General features: G+C 62.3%; 21 protein-coding genes. 5 read left to right on the top strand and 16 right to left on the bottom strand.

All coding sequences use genetic code 11. The features are described from left to right. The first annotated feature begins 177 nt into the window (after nt 1–177). Nucleotides 178–342 carry a DUF2130 domain-containing protein gene (locus D6B98_RS21665; RefSeq protein WP_283810163.1) on the top strand — a complete coding sequence of 55 codons (165 nt, stop codon included), beginning with the start codon at nt 178–180 and terminating at the stop codon, nt 340–342. A 615-nt stretch (nt 343–957) separates the two neighbouring features. Further along, nucleotides 958–1,194: a helix-turn-helix domain-containing protein gene (locus tag D6B98_RS41980; RefSeq protein ID WP_126258942.1), complete on the top strand. Its 237-nt coding sequence runs from the start codon at nt 958–960 to the stop codon at nt 1,192–1,194. A gap of 451 nt (nt 1,195–1,645) precedes the next feature. Here the strand turns inward: D6B98_RS41980 and D6B98_RS41975 are convergent, their stop codons facing one another. After that, nucleotides 1,646–2,602 carry a transposase gene (locus D6B98_RS41975; protein WP_502699911.1) on the bottom strand — a complete coding sequence of 319 codons (957 nt, stop codon included), beginning with the start codon at nt 2,600–2,602 and terminating at the stop codon, nt 1,646–1,648. 515 nt (nt 2,603–3,117) lie between these two features. On the opposite strand from D6B98_RS41975, the gene D6B98_RS40025 reads away from it, so the two are divergent. The 3 genes from D6B98_RS40025 (at nt 3,118) to D6B98_RS21645 (ending at nt 6,726) form a co-directional block, all read left to right on the top strand. Next, a complete protein-coding gene (locus tag D6B98_RS40025; protein WP_164718765.1) occupies nt 3,118–3,294 on the top strand; it encodes a hypothetical protein in 177 nt (58 codons plus the stop codon). A gap of 316 nt (nt 3,295–3,610) precedes the next feature. Further along, on the top strand, nt 3,611–4,411 hold the full coding sequence (locus D6B98_RS21650; protein WP_126258941.1) for a CbbQ/NirQ/NorQ/GpvN family protein: 801 nt from the start codon (nt 3,611–3,613) through the stop codon (nt 4,409–4,411). Next, nucleotides 4,408–6,726: a nitric oxide reductase activation protein NorD gene (locus D6B98_RS21645; RefSeq protein WP_502699910.1), complete on the top strand. Its 2,319-nt coding sequence runs from the start codon at nt 4,408–4,410 to the stop codon at nt 6,724–6,726. The genes D6B98_RS21650 and D6B98_RS21645 overlap by 4 nt, the downstream gene beginning before the upstream one ends. 93 nt (nt 6,727–6,819) lie before the next feature. Here the strand turns inward: D6B98_RS21645 and D6B98_RS21640 are convergent, their stop codons facing one another. The 15 genes from D6B98_RS21640 to glnT form a co-directional block, all read right to left on the bottom strand. Then, nucleotides 6,820–7,608 (bottom strand): urease accessory protein UreD, encoded by a 789-nt coding sequence (locus D6B98_RS21640; protein ID WP_245481433.1) that lies wholly within the window; start codon nt 7,606–7,608, stop codon nt 6,820–6,822. A gap of 25 nt (nt 7,609–7,633) precedes the next feature. Beyond that, on the bottom strand, nt 7,634–8,287 hold the full coding sequence (gene ureG, locus D6B98_RS21635; protein ID WP_205680504.1) for an urease accessory protein UreG: 654 nt from the start codon (nt 8,285–8,287) through the stop codon (nt 7,634–7,636). A gap of 3 nt (nt 8,288–8,290) precedes the next feature. Then, nucleotides 8,291–10,000, bottom strand: a complete 1,710-nt coding sequence (gene ureC / locus D6B98_RS21630) for an urease subunit alpha (RefSeq protein WP_205680503.1) — start codon at nt 9,998–10,000, stop codon at nt 8,291–8,293. Nucleotides 10,001–10,021: 21 nt separating this feature from the next. Beyond that, nucleotides 10,022–10,717: an urease subunit gamma gene (locus D6B98_RS21625; protein ID WP_126258938.1), complete on the bottom strand. Its 696-nt coding sequence runs from the start codon at nt 10,715–10,717 to the stop codon at nt 10,022–10,024. A gap of 12 nt (nt 10,718–10,729) precedes the next feature. Then, nucleotides 10,730–11,401: an urease accessory protein UreF gene (locus tag D6B98_RS21620; protein WP_126258937.1), complete on the bottom strand. Its 672-nt coding sequence runs from the start codon at nt 11,399–11,401 to the stop codon at nt 10,730–10,732. Between the two features lie 3 nt (nt 11,402–11,404). Further along, nucleotides 11,405–11,938: an urease accessory protein UreE gene (ureE, locus tag D6B98_RS21615; RefSeq protein WP_126258936.1), complete on the bottom strand. Its 534-nt coding sequence runs from the start codon at nt 11,936–11,938 to the stop codon at nt 11,405–11,407. A gap of 77 nt (nt 11,939–12,015) precedes the next feature. Further along, the gene (locus D6B98_RS21610; RefSeq protein WP_126258935.1) at nt 12,016–13,053 is read right to left on the bottom strand and encodes an aliphatic amidase; all 1,038 of its coding nucleotides are present in this window, start codon (nt 13,051–13,053) and stop codon (nt 12,016–12,018) included. 35 nt (nt 13,054–13,088) lie between these two features. Further along, nucleotides 13,089–13,784, bottom strand: a complete 696-nt coding sequence (gene urtE, locus D6B98_RS21605) for an urea ABC transporter ATP-binding subunit UrtE (RefSeq protein WP_126258934.1) — start codon at nt 13,782–13,784, stop codon at nt 13,089–13,091. Then, on the bottom strand, nt 13,784–14,527 hold the full coding sequence (gene urtD, locus D6B98_RS21600) for an urea ABC transporter ATP-binding protein UrtD (protein ID WP_126258933.1): 744 nt from the start codon (nt 14,525–14,527) through the stop codon (nt 13,784–13,786). Before urtD ends, urtE begins: the two co-directional genes overlap by 1 nt. A gap of 3 nt (nt 14,528–14,530) precedes the next feature. Next, nucleotides 14,531–15,679 carry an urea ABC transporter permease subunit UrtC gene (gene urtC, locus D6B98_RS21595; protein WP_126258932.1) on the bottom strand — a complete coding sequence of 383 codons (1,149 nt, stop codon included), beginning with the start codon at nt 15,677–15,679 and terminating at the stop codon, nt 14,531–14,533. Between the two features lies 1 nt (nt 15,680). After that, nucleotides 15,681–16,574 carry an urea ABC transporter permease subunit UrtB gene (urtB, locus tag D6B98_RS21590; protein WP_126258931.1) on the bottom strand — a complete coding sequence of 298 codons (894 nt, stop codon included), beginning with the start codon at nt 16,572–16,574 and terminating at the stop codon, nt 15,681–15,683. 59 nt (nt 16,575–16,633) lie between these two features. Then, on the bottom strand, nt 16,634–17,890 hold the full coding sequence (locus D6B98_RS21585) for an ABC transporter substrate-binding protein (RefSeq protein WP_126258930.1): 1,257 nt from the start codon (nt 17,888–17,890) through the stop codon (nt 16,634–16,636). A 250-nt stretch (nt 17,891–18,140) separates the two neighbouring features. Then, entirely contained in the window at nt 18,141–18,749 is a 609-nt protein-coding gene (locus D6B98_RS21580) for an ANTAR domain-containing response regulator (protein WP_126258929.1), read from the bottom strand. Nucleotides 18,750–18,784: 35 nt separating this feature from the next. Continuing rightward, nucleotides 18,785–19,951: a transporter substrate-binding domain-containing protein gene (locus D6B98_RS21575; protein ID WP_126258928.1), complete on the bottom strand. Its 1,167-nt coding sequence runs from the start codon at nt 19,949–19,951 to the stop codon at nt 18,785–18,787. Between the two features lie 162 nt (nt 19,952–20,113). Next, nucleotides 20,114–21,412 carry a type III glutamate--ammonia ligase gene (glnT, locus tag D6B98_RS21570; protein ID WP_126258927.1) on the bottom strand — a complete coding sequence of 433 codons (1,299 nt, stop codon included), beginning with the start codon at nt 21,410–21,412 and terminating at the stop codon, nt 20,114–20,116. Nucleotides 21,413–21,430 lie beyond the last annotated feature (18 nt).

Here is a 21,430-nt window from a genome sequence, read left to right as displayed (position 1 = left end):
GTTGCTGTGCCTTGAGCTGCTGCGGCCTTGGCTATTTTCGGTCGGCAGTTTCGATGTTCTACCATAATATCCTCCAGCCGCTAGCAGTCGGCTGTGTACCGATCACTCGAAGGCCGTCAGTTGCCCGTCCTCGAAGTCAGCTGATGTGAAGGGTTTCGGATGCCGGTTACTTGAGGGATGGCGCCGCGCACCAAAATCCGGCAGCTTGTGGAGGCCGTGATCGATAAGTTCAACGACATGCGCGGCGATCTCGATAAGGAACGCAAATTCATGACGCGACAGTGGGCCAAGCGCGAGATGCAGATCCTCACCACTAATTTGGCGAACGCTGGAAGCATCTGACGACGGTCACGAGGCGGAACAATCTAATCGTAGCTCGATGTTCTGGACAGAACGCCGGACCGTTTGCCCCACCCCTTCGTGACGCCACGAAAAGCGATCGAGGCTTTGTCTTTGCTGTAGTTCGTGTGTGAGGGCTCCTTCAATCGCCGCGTCTCAATGCAAGTGGCCCCCTTATGGCGCCGCTCTTCAGTCCGCCCAGTCGTATGGGCCGATCTGATCAGTCCAAAAAAGCCTGGTCCACGCCTTCAATGGATTTCTTACGTCGTGCCACCGAGTTCTCCAACGTGCCTCGGTACAATGGTTTGGAAACTGTCGATGATATAGCTCGGGTGCGAGAATGCGGGCGCGACAGATGAGATGATAACAGGAATATGATCGGTTTGACCTAGCAGCAACCAGCCGTATCGGGCTGACGCAAGTATCGCGATCCGGGCGCAAGGTGCAGCAAGCTTGCTTGCCTTGGTGTTGAACCACTAACCGAAATAATGTCTGCAATGCTCAATGAGCATGAACCGCTCTGTAGCTAACCACGCAAGTTGCCAGCGCTGACAACGCAGTCGAAAAACGATTGGATCCGCCCCACTGTCATGACCCGGCAAAAGATGAGCGCATGAGATGAACGAGTTCGGACAGAAGGGAGAGGTCCCGCTCTCGGAGCGACTCTCGGTGTCACCTGAAGAGGCAAGTGCCCTCACCGGGATCGGGCTGACTTCCATTCGCGAGGCGATCAGCGCCGGTAAACTTAGGGCCAAGAAGCACGGAAGGCGCACAATCATCTTGCCAAATGATTTGAGAGTGCGGCTCGAAACACTGCCTGACGCTCGGAAGCCGATTGTAGAAAGCCCCGCTTAGGCGGGGCTTTTATTTTGAGCTAACGGCCAATGGGACTGGTAAGAAATTGGCAAGCGAAAAAGCAAGCCCACTGAAAAACAACAACAGACACCGTATGTTATCTGATCCCGTCACGGATCATGCATCCGTGCCGGTAAGTGGTCAGCGAAAGCGGCACGTTAAAGTGGCGCTCAATTCGAACCAAGTTAAATCCCTGCAAGCTGGCGTTCATGCAGACAGGGGGCCTCTATCTGGTCGTGCGCGGGAGCGGTGATCGGGTGTGGGCCTTCCGTTTCACCGACCCCACGGCAAACAACTGGGTAGTTGAGGTAGACCGGTGATCGGGCGGCCTCAAGGTTGGCGCTGGCGCGCCACCGCCTTCGACGGCTGACGACCTTGACCCCGTCCGCTCACCGATCTTTGAGCTTTGCATTCGCTCGGCCGCGGTCCGAGCGCGAGATGGGCGCGCTCGTCAGGCGAGTTGGTATCGGTTGGGATCCCACTTCTCGCCACGGGCGATCATGGTGTTCAGGATAACGATCAGCTTTCGCATGCAGGCGATGAGCGCGGCCTTGGGCTCCTTCCCCTTGGCAATCAGGCGTTGATAGAAAGCCTTGAACACCGGATTGTTCAGCGTCGCTGCGCCGACACAGGGCATGTAGAGGGCATTTCGTACCAAGCGGCGGCCGCCTTTGATGCAGCGTTGGCCGTGACGCTTTCCACTGTCATCGTCATAAGGAGCCACGCCCACCAGCGCGGCGGCGACTTCATTGCTCACCTGCCCGAGCTCCGGCAGGCCCGCAAGCAGTGTCAATGCGGTCGCTTCGGCAAAGCCAGGCACGCTCTGGATGATCTCGGCGCGGACGGCGAAGGCCAGCGTTGCCTTCTTCGCGCCGATCGCAGTCTCGATCGCGGCGATTTCGCCGGCCAGCTTCTTCAGAAGGCGCGCGTGAGCCTTTCCAACAAGGGCCGGCACCTCATGTTCCTCCTGCATTTCCAGACGAGATCTAAGATCGATCAGGCTTTTGCGTCCCTTCACCAGCGCCTTGATTTCCTCATGCGCGGGATCTTCGACTTGGCTTGGCGCCTCGCTGAATGTCTCGGCGAACCAATCATCTCCGCGTCGATCTTGTCGTTTTTCGCAAGGCGCCCAGCCGATTCCGCGAAGCTGCGAACCCGTTTGGGATCGACAATTCGCACTTCGAGTGCTGTCTGGCGCAACGCCTTGGCCCAGACACGCTCGTAGCCGCCACTTGCCTCCATTACCGCCTTGCCGACCTGATGCTTGCGAAGCCATGCAATCAAACTGCGTCGCCCCGACGCGGTCGTTGGGAAGGACCTCCGCTCTGTTACGGTCCGAATGCATGGCATCCACCTTGTCCTTGGCAACATCGATCCCGACGACAACCAAATTGTTCTGTGTCATCATTCACTCCCTTCCTTGCCTGGTACGGGCTCGAAGCCCTTGCAACTGTTCGGGTTGAGGAAGACACCCGAGCTGTCCCTTGCTCTGTTAACAGGCTCTGTCGCCTTTGGGCGCAACGGGCTCAGTTCCGGCAACGGGCGGTTGGTGAGAACCGCCCGTTGTCACATTCTGGCAGATTTCGGGGACACAAGGGCGCAGGGAAGGCCGAGTGCTGACCTCGCACCTGCGGTCCGCTGCGCGAAGATGTAGCACAGCCATGGATCAAGGACGATCAATGATCTATCTGTCGCGTTGCTGCGCTGATCCGGCAGAAAATGGGCATTCGTCGCTCTGCCACATTCCCTCAATTACACTCGGAACTATCGAAAGCGCGCTGCGCGCTGGGTCATTTATTCCAGCGAGTTCAACTAACACCTTGAACGCCTGCTGCAGGCGCACGATCGCTCGCTGTCCATGCAGGCCGCGTCGAGGTCAAATATCTCACTACTGCTTTGGCGTTGGTGGGCGTAGGCACTGGCTTGGCAACCGTCCCCGACTACGGACGCATATTCGCACCGAACTTCAACGTGCGTTTCATCAGGCTGCGCGCTCCGGAAATCCGCCGCCATTACTTTATCTATCAGCGGCCCGTGCTCTCGCCGGCGGAGGCGCTCGACAAGCTGCTGCGCCGACGCGCAGCACGCGACGGTGGATGAGTTAGTGCACACGATCTGCGAGTGCGGGACTGCCAATCATCCCAAGAACGAGATCTCGGATGCCCATATGGAGAGAAGCTTTCGACGGAGCCGCATGCCCGCGCGTGGTGAACTTGGTGGCAGAACAAATCGCAGGACGTCCTTGTCTTGATTGCGTATTTCGGCTCTAATCGCGATTGAAGCGCCTATTGCGCGCCATCCTGCACGCTCCAGGGCCGTAGCGTGCTCCCCAGGCAAAGGCTGCCACACCCTATGCTTGAAGGGCGGCGACGCTTTGAGTTTCAAGGCATCGCTCCTTCACCCAACGGAGCACCTTATGCCGCTTGATGCGTATCGGATCAACACCGAGCCCTACTACGAGCCTCAGGCCACCGAAGTCGACATCTTCACGGCCGCGTACTGTGAGCGCCTGCCGGTGATGCTGAAGGGACCGACCGGCTGCGGCAAGACCCGGTTCGTCGAACACATGGCGTGGCGGCTCGGCAAGCCGCTGATCACGGTCGCGGCCCATGAGGACATGACCGCTGCCGACCTCGCCGGTCGCTATCTTCTCGAACCATCAGGCACCGTCTGGCATGACGGCCCTCTGACGCAAGCCGTCCGTCACGGCGGCATCTGCTATCTCGACGAAATTGTCGAAGCGCGGCAGGACACCACCGTGGTGATCCACCCGCTGACCGACGCGCGGCGCATCCTGCCGCTGGAGAAGCACAACGAGATCGTGCCGGCGCATGCCGAATTCCAGCTCACGATCTCCTACAATCCCGGCTACCAGAGCGCTGTGAAGGACCTGAAGGAGTCCACCAAGCAGCGCTTCATCGCGATCGATTTCGGCTATCCCCCACCGTCCACCGAGAGCACGATCATTGCCCGTGAAAGCGGCGCGGATAGTGATCTGGCGGCGCTTCTGGTCAGGATCGCCGAGCGCTCCCGCAATTTGCAGGGACACGGCCTCGACGAAGGCGCGTCGACCCGGATGCTGATCCATACGGGACGCATGGTCCGCGCCGGCCTGCCGCTGGCCGCTGCCGTACGAGCCGGCATCGTGCTGCCGATCACGGATAATCCCGACATCCGCGCGGCGCTCACCGACGCCATCGCCGCATGCGTTCCGTGAGCGCGAAGCCATCCGCCGCGCTGCAAGTGCCGTCCGAGCCGGAAGGCGTCGCGCGGCGGCTACATTTGATGATGCGTCAGCGCGACGCATTGCGGCCGCATTTTCTGGCGACGTGGGACGCGCTCTCGAAGCAATTCGATGCTGCCGAACTCGAAGCCTGGGCCGGCGCAGTGCTCGAACTCATCAACGTCAATGCTGGCCCTGCCTGCCTGATCGCCTATTGGGAGGCGAGCCGCAACGCCGCGTCGGCGCGCGAGATTGTACCTCTATTGGGCGCGGCGCAAATCGGCGCCGAAATCTGCCGCCATGCCGGTGCGCCCGCCGCAACCGCATCGTTGAACGCGCTGGCGACCGCGCGCCGTAGCTTTGGAGCTGCGGCGCTATCGCGATGGTGGCGCGCGATGGAGGTGCTGGCGCGGCAGGCGCCAGAGTCCGTGCTACCGGCCGCAGGCCGCATGGGACAAATCCTCCTGCCCGGCACGATCGAGGCTTTCGAGGATTTCATCGCCGCCGGCCTGCGCTCAGCTGCCGGCGATCGCAACCGGCGTCTTGCCTTCTTCTCCCTGCAGGATGACTTGGCGCGCCGCATGGTCGCGCGCGATCCTGGCGGCGTCGGCTTCCCCAATGTCGAAGCCGAGGTGAAGGCCTTCACCACCGCATTGTGGGGCGAGCTACCGTTGCTGCGCGGCATGGCTGGCGACAACATGGACAAGCCGCAACGCCGCAGCACGATTTCCGGTCCGATCATCCGGCTGCCGGAAACCTATCGCGGTGTGCGGGGCGATGCCGCCCGCGGGCTGTTTCGCGCCGCCACCGCACATGCGCAGGCACATCTGGTGCTCGGACGTGCCCGGTTTCCGATCGGGACGCTGAAGCCGCTGCAGGTCGCCCTGATCAACCTGATCGAGGATGCGCGTGTCGAGACACTGGCAATGCGCGCCTTGCCCGGACTGCGCCGGCTGTGGGCGCCCTACCATGTCGCCGCGCCCGGCGGCGTAGCGACCGCGACGGTGTTGCTGGCGCGGCTGGCGCGTGCGCTGTTCGATCCGGACCATGCCGACGATGACGGCTTCGTCGCCAAAGGCCGCGCGCTGTTCGCGGCCGCGCTGCCGCGCATCGGGGATTCCGCGATCAGCCGCGAGATCGGCGCGTTGCTCGGCAACGACCCCGGCCAGATGCGGGTGCAGTTCAACGCCAGGACCTACGTGGTCGAACCGGTGTATCGCGACGACGGACTGGGACTGTGGGATTTCGGCGAAGACGCGCAGCCTCCGGACGACGTGCTCGACCTGTTCATCGATGCCGTGCGCGTGGACTCGCAGGAGCGTGCTGACGGCAGCAGCCAGCAGACCGAGCCTGGCAACGCCGAGGCCGGGATCGGCCGCGGTCGCCCTGTCGCGCCCGATGACCGCGGCACGGTCATCGCGCGCTATCCGGAATGGGACCGTGTCCATGGCATCGAACGGCCCGACTGGACCGTCGTACGCGAGGTCGCGGCCAAAACCGCCAATCCGCATACGATCGACGAGGCGCTCGAACGCTCGGGCGCCGTGCGCAACCGCGTCGCGCGCCTGGTGCGGGGCCTCCGTATCGGCCGCACGGTGCGCCTGAAGCGGCAGCATGACGGGCACGATCTCGATGTCGATGCGATGCTGGACGCCGGCATCGCCTTGCGCAGCGGCCGGGAGCCTGACCCTCGCGTGTTCCGCTCATCGAAATCGGTGCACCGCGATCTTTCCGCGCTGCTCCTGATCGATATTTCGCAGTCGACATGCGACCGGCTGCCATCGGGCGCAACCGTTCTCGATATCGAACGCCTTGCCGTTGCGGTTCTCTCCGAGGCCATGGATCAGCTCGGCGACCCCTTCGGCCTGCTCGCCTTCGCCTCCGACGGCCGCGAGGATATCAGAATGACCAGTATCAAGGGCTTCGATGAGGCTTACGACCGGCCTTGCCGGGCGCGGCTGGCGGGGCTCAGCTCCGGCCTGTCGACCCGGCTCGGCACGGCATTGCGCCATGCCGGCAACGTGATGGCGACGACCACCTCGACCAGCCGAAAGCTTCTGATCGTGCTCACCGACGGGGAGCCGTCCGACATCGATGTCTCCGACCCGCTCGATCTCGTCGAGGATGCCAGACGCGCAGCGGTCGATCTCCGTAGTCGCGGCATCGACGCCTATGGCGTCGTGCTCGGCACAGCCTGCATCGCCTCCGCCCCGCGCATCTTCGGACGCGGCAACACCATGCTGGTGCCCCGGGTTGAGAATCTGCCGGCACGGCTGTCGGAGCTCTATTTCCGTCTGGCGCGGCGCTGAGAATGGCTCCCGTCCGATTCTGATTTCAGCGCCCCGGAACGACTGGGATTCCGGTACCCTAGAGATCGCTGAACCGGACAATGGGAACAGGCATCACTTCCTTCGACGCGCCAGGGGGGCATCGAGTGCAGCATGGGCTGCGACATGGAACGACGCGTCGAGTGCGCGTGCCAAGACACCGCCATCCGGGGCAAGAATACGCGATACGAGGCCTGCACCGTTCGGCGCCAACGAACATCCCGCCAGCGCGCCACAGCGGCCGGCGGCCTGCTCCATGTCGGCCAACGCCGGCAATCGGTCCGGCGGCGCAATCAGCACGAAGTTTGCCACAGCGGCCATCGAACCCAGCGCCCCGTTGCGCGTCTCGTCGCCGTCGATCGCGCCGATGTCCTTCATCAGCAATTTGACGCCCGGGCGTGATACGTTCAACCGGCTCTCGAAGCGCGCGAACGGCCTCGCCTTCGCTTTGGGATCGTGGACCGCAAAACCATCGGCGAGACACAGCACGGCATCGTCGGCAACCACGGCTTCCGTTTCCAAGGTGAGATCGGCACCTGGAAACAGCACGTAGGGATCGCTGGTCAAGGCGCAGAACGCACCCTCTTCCACCCTCACGGCTTGTCGCTGGATCGCGCCGCTCGCGCGGCCGTCATGCACGACGGTCGCGGCCTGGGTCGTCATGTGGAACGCCGCTTGGTCACCAACGCGCACGTCAAGCCTGATGCGGTCGCCGGCATACAAACCGCCCGAGGCGGATTGCAGATAGAGCGTGAGCAGATCGGGCCTGACTGTATCGAGATAGAACCCGCGGGTGATATGCAGGGGGTAGCCGATCTGCTGACGGCGCAAGACGCTGCGACCGCCGGCGCGATCGACGACCAACGCGCCATCGAGCGAGCGCCCCGTCTCAAACCCGGAATAGGACTGCAGCAGAGATCGCATCGACGACCGCCTCTACACCGACGCCGCTCTTCAAATTGGTCGGTATCACCGGCTTCGTGCCCCGCACCTGCCGCGCATCCGCCAGCATGCGATCGAGATCGACGCCGACATGGGGCGCGAGATCGACCTTGTTGACGACAAGCAGGTCGCAACGCAGCAGGCCGGGCCCTTTCTTGCGCGGAATGTCGTCGCCGCCGGCGACGTCGATCACGAAGATCCACCAGTCGACCAGATCGAGCGAGAAGGTCGAGGCGAGATTGTCGCCGCCGGATTCGAACAGGATCAACTCCAATCCCGGGAAGCGGGCCTCGAGCTCGTCCCCCGCCGCAATGTTCAGTGTGGGATCTTCCCGGATCACGGTGTGCGGGCAGGCGCCAGCCTCGACCGCCGAAACGCGGGCAGGATCGATCAGTCCGGAGCGCCGCAACCGCTCGGCATCTTCTTTGGTGACGAGATCGTTGGTGACGACGGCAACGTCGATGTTGCGCCTCTGAAGCACCGGGATCAGTGCCTCGATCAGCGCCGTCTTGCCCGAACCGACCGGGCCGCCAATTCCGACTCGTGCCGCACTGGCGCCGCTGCGGGCCTCGTTGTCAGATACGCGCAAGGCATGAAACACGGCTCACCTCAACATGTAGCGGCGGGCCAGCGGCAGTTCACGGGCCGGCTCGCAAGTTGCCAGCACACCATCGACAAACACATCGAAGGTCTCCGGATCGACGGTGATGTGCGGACATGTGTCGTTCCACAGCATGTCTCGCTTGCTCAGCTTGCGGGTGCCTTGCACCGGCAGCAGCTTCTTCGCCAACCCCAACTCGGCGCCCAGGTCGCGCGCCAGCGCCAGCGGATGGACGAAGCAGGCCGACAGCGCCGACGCGGCCCTGCCGAACGCGCCCCATTGCGGCCGCATCAGGATCGGTTCGCATGTCATCAGCGATGCCGCGCTGTCGCCCATCGCGCCCCAGGCGATAAAGCCGCCCTTGATGACGAGCTCCGGCTTGATGCCGAAGAAGGCCGGCCGCCACACCACGATGTCGGCGATCTTGCCCGGCTCCAGCGATCCGACCTGGTCGGCGATGCCGAACGTCCTGGCGGCATTGATGGTGTATTTGGCGATGTAGCGCTTGATACGGGCATTGTCGCCAAAGCCCGGCTTGTCCTCCGGCAACGCACCGCGCTGGTCCTTCATCTTGGAGGCAAGCTGCCAGGTCCGGCAGATCACTTCGTGGATACGGCCCATGCCCTGGCTATCGGAGCCCAGCATCGAGATCGCGCCAATGTCGTGCAGCACGTCCTCGGCCGCGATGGTCTGGGCACGAATACGGCTTTCCGCAAAGGCGACGTCCTCGGGAATCGCCGGATTGAGGTGGTGGCACACCATCGTCATGTCGAGATGTTCGTCGAAGGTGTTGACGGTGTAAGGATTGGTCGGATTGGTCGAGGACGGCAGGCAATGCATTTCACCGGCGACGCGGATGATGTCGGGCGCATGTCCGCCGCCCGCGCCCTCGGTGTGGTACATGTGAATGGTGCGGCCACCGATCGCTTCCAGCGTATTTTCGACGAAGCCGGATTCGTTCAGCGTATCGGTATGGATCTGGACCTGGAAATCGTAGTCATCGGCAACATCGAGGCAGGTGTCGATCGCCGCCGGCATCGAACCCCAATCCTCGTGCAGCTTCAGCCCCATCACCCCGGTCTCGAGCTGCTCGACCATCGGCGCCGCCCGATGGGCATTGCCACGGCCGAGAAAACCGAAATTCATCGGCCACGCCTCGGCGGCCTGCAGCATCTTGCCGGTGTTGAACGGTCCGCCGGAATCGATGCCGACCGTGATCGGTCCGAGCGAGCCGCCGATCATCGTGGTGATGCCGCTCGCGATCGCATGCTCGACGAGGCCCGCGCTGTCGAAATGCACGTGCACGTCGATGGCGCCGGGGGTCGCGATCAGCCCCTCGCAATCCCGCACGGTGGTGCCGGTGGAGACGATCAGGTTCGGATCGACGCCGTCCATGATGGCGGGATTGCCGGCTTTGCCGAAGCCGACGATGCGGCCATGGCGGATACCGAGGTCGCCCTTGACGATCCCGAGCACGGGATCGATCATCAGCACGTTGCAGAGCAGGAAATCGAGCGCGCCCTCGGCGCTGGTGATCCCGGCCATGCCGATGCCGTCGCGCAGGGTCTTGCCGCCGCCATGCAGGCATTCGTCGCCATAGACCGCGTGGTCGTGTTCAACCACGGCATACAGCGACGTATCACCGAGCCTGACGGCATCGCCCGTGGTCGGGCCGTAAAGGGCGGCGTAGTCACGCCGGTCGATCATCGCCACGTAGCAGTCTCCTTCCAGATTTCAGGCGCCCTTGAAGCCGCGCGAACGGGCCCGCGCCAGCGCCGCCGCTTGAACACCGGGATCGGACGCCGCACCATCGGTGAGATTGTTAAGTCCGGTCAAATGCTGATCGCCGCCGAACTCGACCAGATTGACCTCCTTCGAGGCACCCGGCTCGAACCGCACCGCCGTGCCGGCCGGAATGTCGAGCCGCATGTTGATGGCGCTGGCGCGATCGAACTCGAGCGCCTTGTTGACCTCGAAGAAATGAAAATGCGAGCCGATCTGGATCGGGCGATCGCCGGTGTTGACTGCAGTCAAGGTCAGTGTGCGTCGTCCGGCATTGAGTGCGATCTGGCCGTCCGGCGCCAACACGACCCCCGGACGTTCGGTGTCGGCCTCCGTGCCCGGAGCGGGCCGGATCGGCTCGTGCACCGTGACGAGTTTGGTACCGTCGGGGAAGACACATTCCACCTGGATGATATCCATCATCGCGGCGATGCCGGGCAGCACGTCCGCAGACGACAGGACGGTCGAACCATAGCCGATCAGGTCGGCGACGGAGCGGCCGTCACGCGCGCCCTCCAGGATCTCGTCGGTGATGAACGCGACGGCTTCCGGATAGTTCAGCTTCAGTCCGCGGGCGCGGCGGCGGCGCGCCAGCTCGGCGGCATTGAAGATGGTCAGGCGCTCCAGTTCGGTTGGCGTCAGCAGCATTCGAAATCACCCTCAATTGGCGAACAGCCGCAGATCGGCCTGGGCGTGCCGTGCCGCGGCAATATCGAGGAAAGGCACGAAACTGGACAGTTCGACGTCATCCGGAACCTCCTGAGCAGCGAGTTGCTCGATCAGCGGCAGGCATCGCTGCAGCACGCCCTGCCCTTGCAGCGCGCCTATCGCACCCAGCCTGATCGCGGCGGTGATCACGCCGGACGCCGCCGTATAGCCGGAGCAGAGTTGCGCCAGCGCCTCGTCAAGCCCGAGCTCTGACCACACCGCGCCCTGCATGACGGCGATATGTCCCAGAGAATTCCCCGCCTGCACGTCATCGCGTAGCGCGATTGCCAGTGGCTGCCCCAGCCGTGCGTGCGAAGCAAGATAGGCGCCCCCATTGCGGCGCGAGCCCGTGCGCAACGTCTCGATCAGCGTGGAGGCCTCGACCTCGCGATCGACCGCCGCGATGGCCTCCAGATCGCCCCCGGCACGATACGACCACAACAATGCGACCCTGTCGTAGCTGGCCCAGCGCTGCTTCAACATCGCAGCGACCAATGCCTCGAAGTCGCCCAAAGTCATGTCGCGGCGAAGCGCGAGAGCGCCCTCGATCCCATAGGAAAACGCGAAGGCCCCGCTCGGAAACGCGCCGTCCGCCTGCCAGATCGCCTGCAAAACCCGGAGCATGACTCAATGATCGTGATGATGGTGATGGCCGCCGTGGGCACCACCAGGCTGGGGCGACTCGACGGCTTCGACCGCGTCCGCAGTATCTTCATCGAGTATCGTGACGCCGACCCGGCGGGCGCTGATCAGGTTTTCCAGGCGCGCAGTGTAGTCTTCCGGCCGGCCTTCCAGCGCGACCAGCAGCACCTCACCGCCAAACCGCACCCGCCAGTGTAGATTGCCGACGTGGTAGCCGAGTTCCACCGCGTCGGCGATCGAGCGCGGCTCCAATCGCAGCCAGCGTTCGGTTGCGGCGCGGACCACGATCGCACGGTCGGGCTCCAGCAGCAGCACGGCGCCGTCGAAAAGCTTTTCATGACGAGGCAAGGCGATCGCCAACTCTTCACCGCCGCGCGTGGTGATCAAGAGACGCCGCCGCGCCAGATCGGTCGCCGGCACATTGGCGATATCGACCGTCCCCTCATGCTCAAGACGGTGAAGCGCCTCGGACAAGGCGGGCTCGACCCGGCTCCCCAGCACGCGTTCGATGCGCAGCATCGCAGATACCTCGCGAATTTGATGATCAAGCAAAATGGGCGGCGGATATCAATCCGCCGCCACCGACGATATGCGTTCTAGCGGTGCGCCACCTTCTTGTTCGGGATTCCCTCGATCGGACATTCCTCGGTCCCCACTGTGGTGCGCGTGAAGGACTCGACCATCTCCCGCGTACCTTCCGGATCGGCGATCCACTTGGCGTAGAAATCATATGGGCAGGCCGCAACGCCGCGATCACCCTCCCCGGAATTGATCATCCCCGTGTAACCGCGATGCACCAGCTTGAAGAGATGGTTCTGCGACTGGCCGTTTTTGCGGGCGTCGCGGATCAGCGACTTCGACAGCTGGGCGTAGTTGACGCCGTACTCTTCCTCGCCGCATTCGCCGAGCGTCCGGCCGTCGAAGCCGATGATCGCGGAATGGCCGAAATACGAATAGACGCCGTCAAAACCCGTGGCGTTGGCGACCGCGACATAGACATTGTTCGCCCAGGCCATCGCCTTGGCCATGACGACCTGCTGGTCCTTGGCCGGATACATATAGCCCTGGCACCGCACGATCAGCTCGGCGCCCTTCATCGCGCAATCGCGCCAGATCTCGGGATAGTTGCCGTCATCGCAAATGATCAACGAGATCTTCAGCCCCTTCGGGCCCTCGGAGACGTAGGTGCAATTGCCGGGATACCAGCCCTCGATCGGCACCCAGGGCATGATCTTGCGATATTTCTGCACGATCTCACCCTTGTCGTTCATCAGGATCAGGGTGTTGTAGGGCGCTTTGTTCGGATGCTCCTCGTGGCGTTCGCCGGTGAGCGAAAACACGCCCCACACCTTCGCCGTGCGGCAGGACTCGGCGAAAATCTCGGTTTCGTCGCCTGGGATCACCGAGGCCGTCTCGTACATCTCCTTGGAATCGTACATGATGCCGTGGGTGGAGTATTCCGGGAAGATCACCAGATCCATGCCGGGCAGACCGGTCTTCATGCCGACGACCATGTCGGCGATCTTGCGGGCGTTGTCGAGCACCTCCGCCTTGGTATGAAGGCGCGGCATCTTGTAGTTCACGACGGCGACGCCGATCGTGTCATTGCTTGACGTGATATCACCGTGCAGCATCTCGCTCTCCTTTAAGAAGTTCTTGCAGCTTCAGCTCACACCGCCATGTGACGATGAACCATCTCGTCGGTCAGCTCGGAAATCGCGCCGGCCACGACCACACGTCCCTTCTCCATCATGGCGAAGCGATGCGCGGCACGGCGCGCGAACGAGACGTTCTGCTCGACCAGGATCACGGTCAGGCCCACCTCCCGATTGAGGCGGATGATGATCTTCTCGATCTCCTCCACGATCGACGGCTGGATACCTTCGTTCGGTTCATCGAGCAGAATCACCTTGGGATCGGCGGCAAGCGCACGAGCGATCGCGAGCTGCTGCTGCTGCCCGCCCGAAAGCACGCCGCCGTTGCGGGTCAGATTGTTCATTAAATAGGGAAACAGCTCGCCGACCAGTTCCGGGATCTCGCGCTTGCCGTCATGCCGGGCGAACGAGCCCATCAGGATGTTCTCGCGGATCGTGAAATCCGGAATGATCTCGCGCCCCTGCGGTACATAGGCGATGCCGGCCCGCGCCCGTTGGAACGTCGGCTCCTTGCCGATCTCGCGCTCGTTCAGCCTGATCTGCCCGTCTATCCGGTCGGTCAAGCCCATCAGCGTCTTCAGCAGCGTGGTCTTGCCGGTGCCGTTACGTCCGAGCACCGCAGTAACCTCGCCGTCAGGCACCTCCAGGCAGACGTCGTGCAGGATGTGGCTGCGATCGTAGAAACTATCGACATGCGAGAACGCCAGCATCAGGAAATTCCCTTCGAGCCGAGATAGGCTTCCTTCACTTTCGGATTCGTCTCGATATCCGTAACGCTGCCCTCGGCGAGAACCTGGCCCAGATGCAGCACGGTGATGCGTTCCGCGATCTCGCGCACAAAGGCCATGTCGTGCTCGACTACGATGATGGTGTGGCGGCCCCGGAGGTTGTTGACGATCAGGGAGGTCTTGTGCGTCTCCGCCTGGGTCATGCCGGCGGTCGGCTCGTCCAGCAGGATGATCTTTGGATCCTGCGTGATCAAAAGGCCGAGCTCCAGCCATTGGGTCTGGCCGTGGCTCAGATAGGCGGCAACGCGGTTGGCTTCCTCGGCCAGCCCGATCAGTTCCAGTACCTCGTCGACCTTCGCCTTGGCTGGAAAGCCGAAGCCGAGATTGGCGAATACGCCGGGATTCTTGCAGCTCGCCACTTCGAGATTGCGGCGGACCGTGAGCTCCTTGAACACACTCGGAATCTGGAACTTGCGGCCGATGCCGGCGCGAGCGATCCGATGCTCCTCCCAATTGGTGATGTTGGTATCATGCAGAAAGACGCGGCCTTCGGTCGACTTGGTCTTGCCCGAGATCAGATCCATCAGCGTGGTCTTGCCGGCGCCGTTTGCACCGAGCAGAACCCGCAACTCGCCCTCCTCGATGATCAACGACACGCCGTTGACGGCCTTGAAGCCCTCGAAGTCGACGCCAAGCCCGTCGATGGTCAATGCTGCCTGCGCCATGGGCTACTCCGCGAGCTGTGAGGTGGCATCGTGGACACGCAGCGCGGGCGACGCACGCGGCGTCTTGCGCGCGACCACGCGATCGATCAGGTCGTGAGCAAGCCCTGCAATGCCGCGCGGCAGATAGAGCACGACCAGCACGAAGATCAGTCCGATGATGGCTTTCCAGGCCTCTGCAAACCCCTCGGCTTCGCTGACGGTTGCCGAAATCATGTTGATCGCAATTGCGCCGATGCAGGCGCCGAGGATCGAGGCGCGGCCGCCGACTGCTGCCCACACCACCATGGTGATCGAAAAGCTCAGATCCATGAAGGTCGGCGATGCGAATTCCGAAACGATGACATAGAGCATGCCGGCGAAGCCCGCGATGGCCGCCGAGACCGCGAAGAAAAAGGTCTGGTAGGCCGGCACGTCGAAGCCGAGATAGCGGGCGCGGTTCTCGTCGTTGCGAACCGCCTGCAGGATCACGCCCGCGCGGGTGTCGATGAGCAGCCGCGCTGCAAGCAGCACCGCGCTCAGCGAACCCGCGATCAGGTAATAGGTCGGCACGATATAGGGATCAAATTCGAACTCGCCGATCTTGAACCAGCCCAGATCGGTCAGGCCGTTGAAGCCGTTCGTGACCGGCTGGGCATCGATCATCACCAGCCGGACCAGCAGCACCAGCGCCAGCATGATAATGGAAACGAACACGCCGGAGATTCGCTTGCGGAAGACGATGAGGCCGACCACCACCGCCATCAGGACCGGCAGGATCAGGCCCATGGCGAAGCCAAACCATTGGCTCTGAAATGGCAGCCACAGGAACGAGGCCTTGGTGATGCAGCAAAGCTCGGTCTTGGCCCCCGGCTCGGCGTTCCACAGCATGAAATCCGGCACCGGCTTGTCGGAGCCCTGCTGCAGACTGGTGGCGCTGGCCAGCTTCAATGACATCGCCAGCATGTAGGCTCCAGCGCCGAAGAACAGTCCCTGGCCGAGATTAAGGATGCCCGCATAGCCCCACGACAACGCGACTGCGATACCGAGCATGCCGAACACCAGATATTTGGCGATGCGATTCAGCCAAAACGGGTCCATCACCAGTGGCACCAGCATGATCAGGATCACGAAGCCGGCGTAGATCGCCCAGTCGATGCGGCGCTGCGACGACATCTCAGCGTCCCCTAAGGGCGAACAGGCCCTTCGGCTTGAGAATGATGATCGCGATCACCACACCGAACACCACCGCGCGCGCCAGAATGTCGTTGGTCCCGGCGGCAACCACACCGTTGATTTCGCCGAGAATCCCGGCCGACAGCACCGACCCGAGCAGGCTGCCGACGCCGCCCATCACGACGACCATGAAGCCGTCGACCACCATCGGCGTGCCCATGTCCGGAAACACCGTCTTGAAGCCGGACATCATCACGCCGGCGACGCCGGCAAGGCCCGAGCCGAACGCGAAGGTCAGCGCGTTGACGCGGTCGACATCGATGCCGCAGGCTGCGGCCATCTTCGGATTGCGGATGATGGCGCGGACCTGGGTGCCCGCGACGGTGTGGTAAAGCAGGAACCACGTGGCGAGCGTAAGAACCGCTGTGACGAGGATGATAAAGGTCCGGTAGCGATTGATATCGGCACCGGCAACATGAAGAGTTCCCTGCAATATCCCGGGTACATCGACGTTCTGGAGGCCCGGGCCAAGTCCCTGGATGTGAATGCCGAAGAACGAGAGCCCGAACTCCAGCCGCACGGCCTGCTGGATCAGGATCGCGACGCCCCAGGTCGCCAGCAGGGTATCGAGCAGCCGTCCGTACAGTTTGCGTACCACGATGCGCTCGATCAAGAGCCCGAGCAGCGCGGTCACGATGAAGGCTAGCGGGATCGCGACGAAGATGTTCGTTCCGAGCCAGAGGCCCGACAATACCGTCACATAGGCGCCGACCATGACCATCTCGCCATGCGCCATGTTGATGACGCCCATGGCGCCATAGGTGATCGCAAGGCCGAGGGCGACCAGGAGAAGGATCGAACCCAGGCTGAGACCGATGAACAGAACTTCGAGCATGGCAACACCTCATCGTCCATCGCACGGGAGACCGCGCGATGGACGAGGTTTCCTTGACGTCAGGTTTTCAGCTTGCTTGCGTCGAGCCCCTTCGACGTGCAGAAGAGGTTCGTCGGCGTCTCGCCATAGGCGACATAGGGCAGCGGCATCACCGGCTCCTTGTAGGCGTCGATGATCTTGCCCTGACCGTCCGGCTGCCACTGCGCGATGCGCGGGGTCAGGTAGGTATGCAGGTTCTCGGTTTCGATCTTGACGTGGCCGTTGGGCGCATCGAACTCCTGCCCCTTGACCGCCTCGCGGATCGCAACCGGCGTGACCTCGGCGGCCTTCTCGACCGCCTGCTTCCACAGGAAGACCTGGAAATAGGACGATTCCAGCGCGTGGTGCGTCACCGCCTTCGGATCCTTCACGAAGGCCCGATAACGCTCGATGAAGGCCTTGTTGCGGTCGGTATCGATGGCCTGGAAGTAGGGAAACGAGGTGTAGGAGCCGACGGCATAATCGGCCCCCATCGCCGCGATCTCTATCTCGGAGGTCACGGTCGCGCAGATCGGAAGCTTGTCGTGGGTGAGACCTTGGTTCTTGTACTCGCGGTAGAAAGCGATCACGGAGTCGCCGACCACGTTGGACAGCACGACGTCACAGCCCGAGTTCTTGATCTTGTTGACCATCGAGCCCCATTCGGAATGGCCAAGCTCGAGATATTCATCGGCCATCCATTCGCCGCCGTTCTTCTCGATCAAGATCTTGGAGACTTTGGCCATCTCGCGCGGATAGATGTAATTCGATCCGACGATGAAGAACTTCTTCTTGCCGAGCGTCTTGATGATCCAGGGAATGAAGTTCGAGAGCTGCTGGTTCGGAACGGCGCCTGTATAGACGACGTTCTTCGAGCACTCGAAGCCTTCGTAGTAGGTCGGATAGAAATAGAGGTTGTTGCGCTTCTCGAACACCGGCAGCACGGCCTTGCGGCTGGCCGACGTATAGGAGCCGAAAACGGTCGGCACGCGATCCTGGATCACGAGTTTCGACGCCTTCTCGTTGTAGGTCTTCGGATCCGACGCGCCATCTTCCGCGATCGCCGCGATCTTCATGCCCTTGACGCCGCCCGCCGCGTTGATCTCGCTGATCGCCATCATGGTGGCGTCGTGCAGCGACTTCTCCACGATCGACAACCCGCCGGTCAGCGAGAACAGCACGCCGACCTTGACCTCGCCCGCAGCATGAGCGGCCGTCGAAAACACCCAGGGGGATGTGATCAACGCGCCGCTCGCCAAAGCGCCGCCCTTCAGAAATTTACGTCTATCAACTGCCATTGCACACTCCCCGTTAGCTCCAGACACGGATCTCCGATCGCGCCGAAGCACGTTGCTTCCGTCAGACAATCGCCAAGACTCAAGCGGGCATCGTCAACACTGAGGTGGCGACAACACCACGCGCCCCGAAAAACAAAAAAAAGCCCGACGGACCCTCGCGGGTCCTTCGGGCTGCTCAGCCAGGGCCAAACCAGCATCATCGATGGTTCGGCAAAGTCGCAAAAGATTTTCTCTTCACGACGGACGAAAGCTAATCACCTTTGGCGCGATATTGCAACAGCTCGTTTGCGTGAATGATCGCGGAGGCCATGTCGTCCATGGACAAGCGCTTCGACATGGCTTGTCGCCGGATGCTTTCGTACGCATCTGCCTCGCTCAATCCCTGGCCGTCCATCAGGATCGACTTGGCCTTCTGGATACGTTGAATGCCCGCGAGCTTGCGTTCGAGCTTGCGTACACGCTTGTCAGCTTCGCGACGCTCCATCCACAGGCTGCGCGCGATGGTGATGTTGGTCAACAAGCCGAACGGCCGGATCGGACGCTCGATGACTGCGACGGCGCCGACCTCGAGCACGAGTTGCAGCGTCGACGGATCCTCGTAGGACACGACAGCGATCAGGGTCGGCCGGCGATTGACGTCGGATTTCAACAGGCGCTGCATCTCGGTCCGCATGTCGTGCTCGATCGCGAGCAGCACGATGTCGGCCCCTTCCTGCCAGCATTCCGGCACCGGCCACTGCATCTCCACCATGCAGCCAATGCGGCGCAAATGCTCGACCAGCTTGGTCCGCTCCGAATCCGGCGGATGCACGACATGAACCCGCAGACCACGCAGATCGCGGAGAATTTGAATGGCCACGCCCGGTTCTCCGTCCAACTAGGCAACCATGGGGATCATGGACGAATGAGTTGCTGGTCATCGACGGACCAATCGTCGAGTCTCTGCACGACACAATAGGGATCCGGTTTCACGCGCACACCTGGATTCCACACGACCTGGAATCGGCCGTTTCGATCCAGCCGCGCGATCCGCGGCCAAAGATAGGTGTGGTTGTTTTCGGGATCGACACGCACTCTTCCCTGCGGCGCATCGAATTCGAAATCCCTGAGATTGCCAAGCACCTGTTCCGGATCGTCGGAGCCGCACTTTCCGACGGCACGCATCGCCAGATGCACCTGGAAATAGGACGCTTCGGCGCCGGCCGTCACGGGCGCATCGTCTCCGTATTTTTGCTTGAAGCTCGAGACGAAACGCCGCGCAGCCGCCGAGGACAGGGTCTCGAAGAACGGTGCCGCGGTGATGTGTCCCTCGGCAGCCTCCGCGCCCATTTCGGCAACCTCCGCCTCGTTGGTGGCGAGACTTGCTATCGGCATGCGTGCGGGGTCGAACCCTGCCGCCCGATAGGCACGGTAGAACGCCGCAGTGCCGGCTCCAACCACGGTGGAGAAGATCACCTCCGGCGAGGTCTTCTTGATCCGCGCGATGACCTTGTCGAAATCCCCCTGGCTGGCCTGCAGCGGCACATAGATCTCGTCGAGCACCTTGCCTTTGCTCTGCACGACGAAGTCCGCCATCAACCGGTTCGATTCATAGGGATAGACGTAATTGGAGCCGACGAGCAGAAAGCGGTTGCCGTAAGTGGAAAGCAGGAAACGTGCAAGCTGGATCGAGTTCTGGTTGGGCGCCGCGCCGGTGTAGATACAATTGCGCGAATACTCGAACCCCTCGTATTGCGTCGGATAGAACAGCAGGCCGCGGTGGCCTTCGACGACCGGAAGCACGGCCTTACGCGTGCTGGACATGTAGCAGCCGAACAGGATCCTGATGCGGTCGAACTGAAACAGCCGCTCGGCAAAGGCGCGGTACTTCTTCGGATCCGAGGCGGGATCGTAGATCACGGGCTCGACCTGTCGGCCGAGGAGTCCGCCATTGGCATTGATCTCTTCGATCGCGAGCAAGGTCGCATTCAGCTGCGTGCGCTCGATGGCCGACGTCACGCCGGTCTGCGAGAACAGCACGCCAACCCGCCAACTGTCCGAATGGTCTTTGGCTGACACCATCAAATCGCGATCGTTGGCTGCATCCGTCAAAGCCGCCCCTCTTCTCGCTGTGCCATATCGCGCCCTTGCTGGATCTCCAGTCTATGATGAATAATGGGGATGACGTCAACGGCCGCTTCAACGCCCGGAGCGGCCTTAGGCACGACGCATTTCGTTCGGACATCAACAGTCCAGGGTGTTGTCTCGCTCCCATTGGGTCAGATGGCGTGCGTAGTCGTTCCACTCCTCATGCTTCAGCTTGAGATAAGCGGGTACGAACTCCCCGAGATGATCCCGCAGCACGCTTGAATGTTCGAGCGCTCGCAAGGCATCGAGCAGGTTCATCGGGAGCCGCTTGGCCGAGGTTACGGTGTGCCCCTCGGTATACATGTTGATGTCGAGCCGCTTTCCGGGATCTCGCTTGTTGCGAAGGCCGTCGAGTCCGGCAGATAGAACCGCGGCCTGCAGCAGGTAGGGATTGGCAGCACCGTCGGCGAGCCGCAGCTCGAAGCGGCCCGCCTCGGGAATTCGGATCAAGTGGGTTCGGTTATTTCCGGTGTAGGTGACCGAGTTCGGCGCCCAGGTCGCGCCCGAGACCGTTCGCGGCGCGTTGATGCGCTTGTAGGAATTGACCGACGGATTCAGGATAGCGGCCAGAGCGTCGGCCGAATTGATCACGCCGCCAAGGAAATGATAGCCGAGCTCGGAGACGCCGAGTTCGCCGCCTTCGTCCTCGAACAGGTTTCGTTCACCTTTCCACAGCGACACGTGCACATGACAACCGCTGCCGGTCAGCGAGATGAATGGTTTCGGCATGAAGGTCGCGCGGAGGCCATGCTTCTCGGCGATGGAGCGCGCCATGTATTTGAAGAAGGCGTGCCGGTCGGCCGTGACCAGCGCCTCGTCAAATTGCCAGTTCATCTCAAACTGGCCGTTGGCATCCTCGTGATCGTTCTGATAGGGCTGCCAGCCGAGCTCCAGCATGGCGTCGCAGAGCTCACTGATCACATCGTAGCGCCGCATCAGCGCCTGCTGATCATAGCAAGGCTTTGTCTGCCGGTCGGCGGTGTCGCAGACTTCGCGGCCATCCTCGGTCAGCAGGAAGAACTCACATTCCACGCCGGTCTTCATCGTCAGGCCGGCGCCCGCAGCCTCTGCGATCTTGCGCTTGAGCACGTTGCGCGGCGCGTGCGCAACCGGCTTGCCGTTCATCCAGGGATCGGCGGCCAACCAACCGACCTCGCGCCGCCATGGCAATTGGATGAGCGTATCGGGATCCGGCACGGCAAACAGATCCGGATCGGCAGGCGTCATATCGAGCCAAGTGGCGAAGCCGGCAAATCCCGCGCCGTTCTTGGCCATGCCGTCAATCGCCGCAGCCGGCACCAACTTGGCCCGCTGCACGCCGAACAGATCGGCATAGGAGATCAAAAAGTACTTGATCCCCTTCTCGCGCGCTGTATCCGAAAGCTTCGTTGACATCGTTGTCTCCACACCACT

It is taken from the genome of Bradyrhizobium sp. LVM 105, assembly GCF_003957705.1.
Classification (GTDB): Bacteria; Pseudomonadota; Alphaproteobacteria; order Rhizobiales; family Xanthobacteraceae; genus Bradyrhizobium; species Bradyrhizobium frederickii.
The sequence above is the reverse complement of the archived record's forward strand: the minus strand, read 5'-3'. Positions and strand labels throughout refer to the sequence as shown.

Bases quoted from the DNA above. Each gene is read 5' to 3' on its own strand.
- D6B98_RS21665 (WP_283810163.1), top strand. From the start codon at position 178: ATGGCGCCGCGCACCAAAATCCGGCAGCTTGTGGAGGCCGTGATCGAT.
- D6B98_RS41980 (WP_126258942.1), top strand. From the start codon at position 958: ATGAACGAGTTCGGACAGAAGGGAGAGGTCCCGCTCTCGGAGCGACTC.
- D6B98_RS41975 (WP_502699911.1), bottom strand. From the start codon at position 2,602: ATGATGACACAGAACAATTTGGTTGTCGTCGGGATCGATGTTGCCAAG.
- D6B98_RS21650 (WP_126258941.1), top strand. From the start codon at position 3,611: ATGCCGCTTGATGCGTATCGGATCAACACCGAGCCCTACTACGAGCCT.
- D6B98_RS21625 (WP_126258938.1), bottom strand. From the start codon at position 10,717: ATGCTGCTGACGCCAACCGAACTGGAGCGCCTGACCATCTTCAATGCC.
- D6B98_RS21620 (WP_126258937.1), bottom strand. From the start codon at position 11,401: ATGCTCCGGGTTTTGCAGGCGATCTGGCAGGCGGACGGCGCGTTTCCG.
- ureE (WP_126258936.1), bottom strand. From the start codon at position 11,938: ATGCTGCGCATCGAACGCGTGCTGGGGAGCCGGGTCGAGCCCGCCTTG.
- D6B98_RS21610 (WP_126258935.1), bottom strand. From the start codon at position 13,053: ATGCTGCACGGTGATATCACGTCAAGCAATGACACGATCGGCGTCGCC.
- urtE (WP_126258934.1), bottom strand. From the start codon at position 13,784: ATGCTGGCGTTCTCGCATGTCGATAGTTTCTACGATCGCAGCCACATC.
- urtD (WP_126258933.1), bottom strand. From the start codon at position 14,527: ATGGCGCAGGCAGCATTGACCATCGACGGGCTTGGCGTCGACTTCGAG.
- urtC (WP_126258932.1), bottom strand. From the start codon at position 15,679: ATGTCGTCGCAGCGCCGCATCGACTGGGCGATCTACGCCGGCTTCGTG.
- urtB (WP_126258931.1), bottom strand. From the start codon at position 16,574: ATGCTCGAAGTTCTGTTCATCGGTCTCAGCCTGGGTTCGATCCTTCTC.
- D6B98_RS21585 (WP_126258930.1), bottom strand. From the start codon at position 17,890: ATGGCAGTTGATAGACGTAAATTTCTGAAGGGCGGCGCTTTGGCGAGC.
- D6B98_RS21575 (WP_126258928.1), bottom strand. From the start codon at position 19,951: ATGGTGTCAGCCAAAGACCATTCGGACAGTTGGCGGGTTGGCGTGCTG.
- glnT (WP_126258927.1), bottom strand. From the start codon at position 21,412: ATGTCAACGAAGCTTTCGGATACAGCGCGCGAGAAGGGGATCAAGTAC.